Source organism: Aquitalea sp. ASV11 (assembly GCF_016429185.1).
Lineage (GTDB): Bacteria > Pseudomonadota > Gammaproteobacteria > Burkholderiales > Chromobacteriaceae > Aquitalea > Aquitalea pelogenes.
Map to the genome: position 1 here is coordinate 1 of NZ_JAELUD010000110.1, position 8,956 is coordinate 8,956.

Genomic DNA, 8,956 nt, shown 5'->3' on the forward strand with positions numbered 1-8,956 from the left:
GATCCGGAAGAGCCCCGCACCCCCGCACCTGCAACCAAGACTTTCGGACGCCTGCTACTCCTTGATACCAAGCTGCGTGATTTGCTTGATGAATGGATTACGCGCCACCGGGCAAATCGGCAGCAGTTTCCTGCGGCAGCCAAGCATCCATACCTCTTTGTCAATAATCGTGGTGAGCCGCTAGGCAGCCGAGGTTTCCGTAAAGTCGTTGAGAAGCTACGTCGCCATTATCCGATCCTGGCCGGTCTGTGCCATCACCTTTTGCGTCATGACTGGAACGATCGCTGGGTCGAATTGAATGAGGAAGAAGGTAGTGATCCGGAAATAAGTCTGCGCGATCAAAAATATGCGATGGGTTGGAGCCCGACTTCAACGATGCCACTCCGCTATGCCAGACGCGCCATCCGGAATGCCGCCAACAAGAAACTATTGCGAATGCAGCAGAAGGGTTGGAAGAAATGAATCACTCTATGCAATCTACATTCAATTTCACCGATACCTCATCGGAAGCCGATGACCAGACGGCGGTCATTGCCCTTTCAGGTGCAAGCATCGATACCTCGGGTACACAATGGCGGCTGAGTGCGACGGAAGTGTTGAACTGGGATCTAATGCCGTTACAGCAAGGCCCCATATTAATATCCACTGAGGCGTACTTCCGAAATTTCATTCGCCGAAGCAACCCACGCTATGTTTTTGGACAATTCAATTGGCTAAAGGCATGTTTCATTGCCGCAAGTAATACAGCCACCAATATTAATGACCCCACGAAATACGACATTATATTATTTGAAGTGCTGCACAAGCACTTGAGAGAAACCGTTTCTTTAGGAACAGTTTCTAATTACCTAGACGCATACCGTCGTTGGTATCTGTGGTGCACCGATGCCCAATGCGAAGGATTCGACGAAGAAGTCGCAGCGGAACTGGAGAACCGCACCATTGGTGGCAACCTGAAAGGTGCGGCAGTATTACGCGACGATCCCGATGAGGGCCCCCTGCGTCAGGTTGAAATAGAAGCCCTGATAGCACACCTGCACCGTGCTGGTGAAACCGCCACACTGAGTATTGAGCTGCTTGCGGCAGCATGGCTGTTTATTGCTTTTGGTACAAATCCCAAAAATCTCATCCTCCTGAACGAGGAGGACTTGCTCACAACCAAGCAGGCTGACGGTAGCTTTATTTATGAGCTCCGCCTGCCACGAATCAAGAAAGGGCAAGTCAATAAGCGCAGTGGTTTCAAAACCCGCTCGCTGGTGCCGGAAATCGGTCAGTTACTGGAACAATTGATCGAGCAAAATACCCGCTCTAGACGATTGGCTTTGCTAGAGCACAATCCAATTCGCTTTGCCCAGTCGCTATTCCGACGTGAAGTCCCTAAAGAGGCTCTTCTGGGCACTGACTTCGAATCCGATGCATATCGCAGAGATAACCAATGGTTCAATAATGCACTCTACCTTATCGTAACCACTCTTGATCTCAAATCGGCAGCTGGAGGACCACTCCACCTGACCCCTCGCCGCTTGCGCTATACCTTCGCAACCCGACTGGTACAGGAAGGGGCCTCCCCTATGGAACTGGCCGAGGCACTGGATCACACCGACCTCCAGCACGTCATGGTGTATTTCAATACGCGTTCGGATGTTGTCGTGCGCCTCGACAAGGCCTTGGCGCTACGATTAGCCCCTGTGGCGCAGGCATTCATGGGCATGCTGATCCCCTCGGAAAGCGAAGCACCCCGCGGCAATGACCCCGCCAGTCGTATCAAATTCTTGGACCACAATGATCATCAACTGAAAAACATCGGCACCTGTGGCAGTTTTGGATTTTGCGGCTTATCGGCACCCACCGCTTGCTATACGTGCTTTAAATTTCAAGCTTGGCACGATGCACCACATGAAGCAGTACTGGATTGGCTTATTGCTGATCGAGATGCGCATCTTTCACGTGGTGCAGATCCAAAAATGACTCAAATGCATGACACCACCATTCGCGCTGTCGCTCAGGTAGTTCTGCAATGCCAAATGTCCCGCAACATGGAGGATGATCGATGAAATTTCAAACCGCGGCGTATAAGGCGGCCGAGCTCAACTTGGTAAAGTTTATCGACACTTCCCGCTCCAATATTCCTTTTGGCCCAATCCATTGGGATGCCATGTACTGGGAAGTGCCAAAAAAATCACGAGCCAGTAGTGGTCGCAAGATTGAACGAATTTGGTTCAATGCCAATTTCGCCACAAAAACTACAGCAAAAAACGCGGAACCATTTCCAGAGCCTTTTTCTTCATTCGTGAAATCTTTTATTTGCTACCGGGAGAGCCATGCGAAAAAAGGATTGGCGACATTGGATCATATGGTCGCAATACGTGCCCAGCGCTACCTGTTCGAGGCACTAAGGGATAGAGGAAATACACCGACGGCATTGGTTCCTGCGGACTTTGATAACGCCATCAACCTTTGCTTGCAGTCGGAGCAGCACTCCTCAGCTTATCGCATTGGCATAAAACTTTCGGAAATAGCCAAGCTACTAGACAAGCATCGCCTGGTTCCTATACGGATTGATTGGAAGAATCCGGTGCCACGCAATAGCGACACTAGTGGCGCCATCGGGGCTCGAGTGGGCAAGGAATTTAACGAACACCGCAACCGCAAACTACCATCTGAAGAAGTAATGAATGCCCTGGCGGACATCTCCAATAGAAAGGATTTGGAAGATCGTGATCTGTTGCGTCAACGAGCAATCGATCTGCTTGTCTGTGGAGGATTTCGCATCAACGAATTGTTGACCATACCCCGTGAATGCTGGCGGGAAGAACAACTGAAGGATACGAATAACGTCCCGCTGCTTGACCAGAACGGAAAACCTGCAGTGCGTTGTGGGATACGCTACATCCCAGAAAAAGGTGGGCACACCGAGACGCAAACTAAATGGCTTCCAACCGTCATGGTGGATGTGGCCAAGCGGGCAATTAATGACATTCAACGCATTACCGAACCATTTTGGGCCATCGCTCAGTTTATCACGAGCAATCCGAATAGAACTTTACTACCTGAACCATGGCATTCGATGCCGCCCGGCTCTCTATTCAGTATGGATGAAGTTGCACAAATCGTCGGCCTCACAAATCATACATCAGCCAGACTGTTCGTCAAAACAGCCAATCTACCATTAGTTAAAAAGCAAGGAAAAGAGCGCTTAATCCAAGCTATCGCTAAAAGCGACTTAGAATTTTATCTCGCTTTGCAGTCCGAGCAGCAAGACATTTTCCCGCAAGGACAAGGGCACTATGGTCTGTCTGAGTGTCTATTTGTGGTGGGCATTAATTTCCTGGGATCACAAAGAGGAACATTGAATGGTACGGCAACATTGCTGACTGATGGGCAGATAAGCGACTACATCGTGGGTCGCAGTATGGGGTTATCAATTTTTGACCGACTAGGGTATTACGCAAAAAATGGCGAACCGCTCACAATCACCTCACACCAGTTTCGCCACTGGCTGAATACCTTGGCTAACGAGGGGGGGCTCTCTCAGCTAGAAATCGCACGCTGGATGGGCCGCAAGGATGTCAGGCAAAATACAGCCTACAACCACATGACCGGGGTACAACTCGCAGCCAGCATTCATAAAAAACTACAAAATATTGAAATAAAAGGATTAATGCAGGACACCGCCATTCGCATTAAAGACCCGGTAAGACGTGAAGAATTTATCAGCTCATTGACAACTACAGCACACGTAACCGATCTAGGAATTTGCCTACACGATTGGTCAGCCCTCCCCTGCCCGAAGCATCGGTCTTGCATGACATGTGATGAACACTTAGTTGACAAAGGAAATGAAGATCAGAAGGCTCGCGCCCTTGTCCTGAAACAGGATACAGAAGTACTGCTAAATCTGGCGGAGTCTGCAGAGCAAGAACAGGCCTACGGAGTAAATAATTGGCTTGAGCATCAAAAAATTGCACTTAGCCGACTGGACACAATTATTACCTTGCACAACGATCAAAACATACCGGACGGTACGCTAATTCATTTAGGCGATTCAAAACCTTCTATTTCAGCAGAAACGGAATAAAAATGCCGCCTCGCAAACCTAACCAGCGACGACACTTGACCGAACGACAAATTCTGCATATTGCAGCCCTGATTAAAGAGTGGGCAAATTCAGCGCCACCAACATGGGAAAGAATTGTCACCCTAGTCGCGCAGGAGTTACATCATCAATGGAGCCGGCAAACTCTTCAGTCACATCCACAGATCAAACAGGCTTACGAAAATAAGGTCGCGGCCTGTCGTTATCAACTCAAAACCGGGAAACAACCTCCACAGCACCTACCAGAACACATTGTGCTTGAGCAGAAGCTGGAGCAATTGGAGAGTGAAAACGAGGAGCTCAACGCCAGGTTACATGAATACGATGAGCTACTATTGCGTTATTTAGGCAACGCTATTCGTTATGGTGTTACTCAAGAGCAATTGGAGCAGCCCCTTATTCCTCCATCTCGTCAACAGACGGACCCGCTTTTGAAGAACCATCCGCGTAAGCATAAGAAAGATAAAAGCAACTGAGGCTGATTCCAATTTACACGGGCACTTCCTCAACAGTAGTGACCACAAGCAGCATTGCCCTACCCACTAAGCTTTGATGCCCAAGGCAAGCCCTCCTGATCTGCGAGTTCCTTCAAGAGCAGAACAGTATCACGGTGGACACAGTGGCCCGCTAAATCCTGCAGAATTGAGAGCCGGATGTTACGAAGAAGCGCGAGTAAATTTCTGACGCCTTCATGTAGATCTGGCTTTTGACACGTGGATACCAGTTCGAAAACAGCTCTTTCAGTACTCGATACGAGAACTTCAGGGTGCCGACCAGGAGCACTACCAAGACAAGTTGAATACTCTAGCTGATCATCAAAAATAATTTCATTTCTGTAGGTGATTGGAAATAAACGCGTAGCCCAGCTTGGGATTTCCAGTGTCCCAATCCCCCACAGAAATATCGGCTCTCTGAAATAAACATTGTGCCGAACCCCTCGCCAATAAAGTGCCGTTCTCTCTGCAACGTGCAATCCATCGACAAGGGTCGCCAAATAGCAAATCGTTCCATCAAGTGACGGGCTATCGCCACGCATCAAATAGACCCGCGGCTGCAACTCAGTCAGCCACCCTTTATCCGCAAGGGATGAGGATATGTCGACATTAATGCCAAGGTCAGCGAGCAGAGCCGTATCCAAGGGGCGTCCTCGTGGCGCGGTTGACATAAGCTGCTGAACAATCGATCTCTCGTCATGCATGTTTTCTGAACAATCTACTTGGGATATACCACCAAAGCTGCTCCGTCTCGACAGCCGGGACCAGTCGCAAAACTTTAGTTATTGTGCTAGGGCCCACTGGCCATGCTCTTTCCAACGATAGGAGCAAGTTACCGCTGCGACACCGTGAATCGCCCGGGTGCTCAATGTGCGGAGCTCAGTCGAATACTCGTGGAATACTCCGCGCTGATCAGTCTTCTCAGCTATCGACATCATCCGCTCACAGGTCCACTGACCAGCACTTGACTCCTGGGGCGGGAGCATGACCATGACATCTCCCACCCCTACTTGCGCTGATGCCATCAGCTGCATTAGCACTTCTGGTCGTGCCACCAGCAACCAATTCGCATCAATGCCCCCTGCTGTGTCGTTTTGGCACACTCTGACCACAAAAGTGGCTTGGGTCAGTCCAAAAAAGACCGCATCCCATGCCGTATCGGGATGTGCTATGGCTTGCACTACAGGGTTGTTTGTACGCCAACCTTCCTTCGTCAGAAACATAAGTCACCAGCAAAAAATGAACACTATAGATTGTAGCCCTATAGTGTTCATCATGGCGAGATGCTGGGTTTTGAACAGATTACAAAACCCATGTCTCTACGTGACGGATTGGCACACTCACTGCGCACTGCACGGCGCGCTAAGGGAGTTTCGCAGGAAGCCCTCGACACAGTCTCAAGCCGGACCTACGTCAGCGCGCTCGAGCGAGGTTTGAAAAACCCAACAATTGAGAAGTTAGACGAGATAGCCTCGGCGATCGATATGCACCTACTGGCATTACTCACCTTCGCGTATGTTCGGTCAGGTAAGCATGCAAACGTATCTACGCTGCTGAAGGAAATTGAAGAGCAAGTACAACTACTCATAGAAAATGAAGAATCATTATCATCCCCAAAGGCCACCCCATCCCTGAAGAAGTGAGCCCCCCCCCCTAGCCAGCATTCGATACCGCAAGCCAGCCTGCCCGGTGTGCATAAGCGTCGTACAATGCATGGTGCCATGGTTGCCCTGTCGTTGCATGGTATGTCGCCGCGGCACGATCAAATGCTGGGTTGGTTTGGCATTCCCTCAGATCAAGCCAGCCGGATACATTGGCTGGCCAAGTGCCATCCAGCACATCAGCCAACAGATCCAGGTCATGTTGAGAATCACAGGCCAACACCACGTCATGCGGCAGCGAATCGAACCATTGGCGCAACCTGTCGGCTAGGGCCGCCTTGCTTATGCTCGCACCATCTACCTTGCCAAGCTGAGACCACACTGCGGCTTGCACAAAGGCTTTACACTTCAAGCGGTCAAAGTCCTGCACTTCTAGATAGAGCACATGCAGGCCATCCTCACTAACCATGCCAATACTGATCAATTCACAGTCGATGAAGTCTGTAAACTCAGTATCCAGGAAGATCAACACACTCGCTCCTCATAATCGGTTGGATCCAAATTGACAAGGCAGGCAATTTCACAGCGGAGATTCAACGCCGCGGGCGAAATCTCTGGCGCAACCACGCCCATGGCATCATGGTCACTTGATTCCGCCACCGATGGAGCGCAGACGTCAAGGCCACTGGCGATGCCTCCGCCCGCAGCCTTGAGCACCGCAGCGCCAAGCTGCGGAAGTACTACGGAACGGCGCACCAAGCGCGGAGTGGGCATGCCTTGCGCCCCGTGAGAATTGAGACTGACTTGCCTGTCAGGGCGTTATCCATCCGAGTGCGGCTAGTTACATTGGTGTGCATGGACTCAAAGCATGCAGCAGAATGGGGCATTCGCAGCTTTATTGGGGTAATAGCTATCAAAAATACCCTCATATACTGTAACATTACCCCATTTCCCCTCACCCGGATGCTGCTACATGCAATCACTCTCGCCAGACTACCTCGCCAAGCTGCGTTTCGATGCGCAGCAGTTGGCGACACTGCGCGCCCTGGGTGAGTACAGGGGCAAGCAGCAGCTTTTTGCGGCGCAATCACCCGAGGTCTTGAGCGATCTGCGGCAGGTCGCCGCGGTCGAGTCCACCGAGTCATCGAACCGCCTGGAGGGCGTGGTCGTCGCGGCGCACCGGCTCAAGTCGCTGATGCTCAAGAATGCCACACCGCAGAGCCGATCCGAACAGGAGGTAGCAGGCTATCGCGATGCCTTGAACCTGATCCACGAAAGCGGCGAGCAAATGCCGTTCTCCGAGAGCACTGTCCTGCAGCTCCACGGCATGCTGTACCGATACATGCCCCAGCAGGGCGGGCACTGGAAGGCGACAAACAACGACATCATCGAGCACCACCCAGATGGCCGCTCGCGCGTCCGCTTTCGCCCGGTCACCTCGCATCTCACCCCCATCGTGATGGCGGACCTGATCGCGCGCTACCGTTCGGCACTGGATCAGTGCTTGGCGGACCCATTGGTGCTGGTTCCTCTGGTCGTCCTCGACTTCCTCTGCATCCACCCGTTCCCGAATGGCAACGGTCGTATGGCACGGCTGCTGACCCTGCTGTTGCTATATCACTTCGACTATGTGGTGGGCCGCTTCATCAGCCTGGAACGCATCTTCGAGGAGTCGATGGAGAGCTACTACGAAACGCTGGAGGCCAGCTCTCAAGGCTGGCACGAAGCTGCTCACAACATCGCACCGTGGCTCGACTACTTCTGGAGTGCACTACTGCGAGCCTACAAGGAGCTCGAAGAGCGCGTCGGCACCATCGAGCGAGGACGAGGTGCCAAGGGCGACCGCGTGCGCTCAGAAATTCTCAAGCGCCAACTCCCCTTCTCCATCTCTGAAATCGAAGAGGCATGCCCTGGTATTAGCCGCGACATGGTGCGCGTGATTTTGCGTGCAATGAAGGCGGAGGGACTGATCGAACCAATTGGCAAAGGCAGAGGGGCCAAATGGCAGCACAAACAGCTTTGACACGCAGTTGGACCGCTAGAGCCATGGGGGGATCACGCCCCCAGAAAAAAGAACAGGGAGAGAAAAACAATGGATGACGTTTTTCAATTTCGCAACCAGTTAGTTGGCCGCTATAGTGACTTCTCGCGAAGCTTTGTTCGCATTGCCGCACGCGACATTCAGCAGGAAGTCGAACGTCAATACCAGGATGGCCGCTACTGGCCCGAGCCCTTGGTGCAGATCAACCCCAACTATCAGCGCAAAGGTACCGTGCAGTCGCTGGCAACTGCGGGTGTTCTACATCCCCAGTGCGCAGATGTTTTCCAAGTCGGAAAGCCTGAGGGAAACCCGCAGCCACTTCACCTCTACGCACACCAACTGCAGGCACTGGCCAAGGGGCAATCGGGGCAGAGCTATGTGGTGACTACCGGGACGGGATCTGGCAAGTCGCTATCCTTCTTCATTCCCATCATTGACCGCATCATCAAGGCCAAAGCAGAGGGCGGTAAGCCACGCACGCGGGCTATCGTGATCTACCCGATGAACGCGCTGGCAAACAGCCAACTGGAAGAGCTGGATAAGTTCCTTCATGGCTATGCACCCGATGCGCAGCCATTCACTGTAGCTCGCTACACAGGGCAGGAAAAGAAACCTGAGCGCGATGCCATGGCGGATATCCCACCAGACATCCTGCTAACCAACTTCATGATGCTGGAGTACATCCTCACCCGATTCGACGATGTAGATCGACGGGTAGTGGACC

The 8,956-nt window shown here is 51.9% G+C and carries 9 protein-coding genes; 7 read left to right on the top strand and 2 right to left on the bottom strand.

Annotated elements, in window-relative coordinates; all coding sequences use genetic code 11:
- The 4 genes from JHD62_RS20500 to JHD62_RS20515 all read left to right on the top strand — a co-directional run.
- Window positions 1-462 (top strand): hypothetical protein (locus JHD62_RS20500; RefSeq protein WP_199104435.1); only part of this gene is annotated, 462 nt, incomplete at its 5' end.
- On the top strand, window positions 459-2,054 hold the full coding sequence (locus tag JHD62_RS20505) for a tyrosine-type recombinase/integrase (RefSeq protein ID WP_233161133.1): 1,596 nt from the start codon (window positions 459-461) through the stop codon (window positions 2,052-2,054). The genes JHD62_RS20500 and JHD62_RS20505, both read left to right, overlap by 4 nt.
- On the top strand, window positions 2,051-4,078 hold the full coding sequence (locus JHD62_RS20510; protein ID WP_199104437.1) for a hypothetical protein: 2,028 nt from the start codon (window positions 2,051-2,053) through the stop codon (window positions 4,076-4,078). The genes JHD62_RS20505 and JHD62_RS20510 overlap by 4 nt, the downstream gene beginning before the upstream one ends.
- 35 nt (window positions 4,079-4,113) lie before the next feature.
- Window positions 4,114-4,572 carry a hypothetical protein gene (locus JHD62_RS20515; RefSeq protein WP_199104438.1) on the top strand — a complete coding sequence of 153 codons (459 nt, stop codon included), beginning with the start codon at window positions 4,114-4,116 and terminating at the stop codon, window positions 4,570-4,572.
- A gap of 59 nt (window positions 4,573-4,631) precedes the next feature.
- Here the strand turns inward: JHD62_RS20515 and JHD62_RS20520 are convergent, their stop codons facing one another.
- The gene (locus JHD62_RS20520; RefSeq protein ID WP_199104439.1) at window positions 4,632-5,294 is read right to left on the bottom strand and encodes an AbiEi antitoxin N-terminal domain-containing protein; all 663 of its coding nucleotides are present in this window, start codon (window positions 5,292-5,294) and stop codon (window positions 4,632-4,634) included.
- Window positions 5,295-5,873: 579 nt separating this feature from the next.
- Here JHD62_RS20520 and JHD62_RS20525 point away from each other — a divergent pair.
- Complete coding sequence (locus JHD62_RS20525; protein WP_199104440.1) at window positions 5,874-6,233, top strand: helix-turn-helix domain-containing protein; 360 nt, start codon at window positions 5,874-5,876, stop codon at window positions 6,231-6,233.
- Between the two features lie 10 nt (window positions 6,234-6,243).
- On the opposite strand, the gene JHD62_RS20530 is transcribed toward JHD62_RS20525, so the two are convergent.
- Window positions 6,244-6,723, bottom strand: a complete 480-nt coding sequence (locus JHD62_RS20530) for a 3'-5' exoribonuclease (protein ID WP_199104441.1) — start codon at window positions 6,721-6,723, stop codon at window positions 6,244-6,246.
- Window positions 6,724-7,164: 441 nt separating this feature from the next.
- Between JHD62_RS20530 and JHD62_RS20535 the strand changes: the two genes are divergently transcribed.
- Together JHD62_RS20535 and JHD62_RS20540 are read left to right on the top strand one after the other, a co-directional pair.
- Entirely contained in the window at window positions 7,165-8,214 is a 1,050-nt protein-coding gene (locus JHD62_RS20535; protein WP_199104442.1) for a Fic family protein, read from the top strand.
- Between the two features lie 69 nt (window positions 8,215-8,283).
- A partial coding sequence (locus tag JHD62_RS20540) for a DEAD/DEAH box helicase (protein ID WP_199104443.1) occupies window positions 8,284-8,956 on the top strand: 673 nt, incomplete at its 3' end.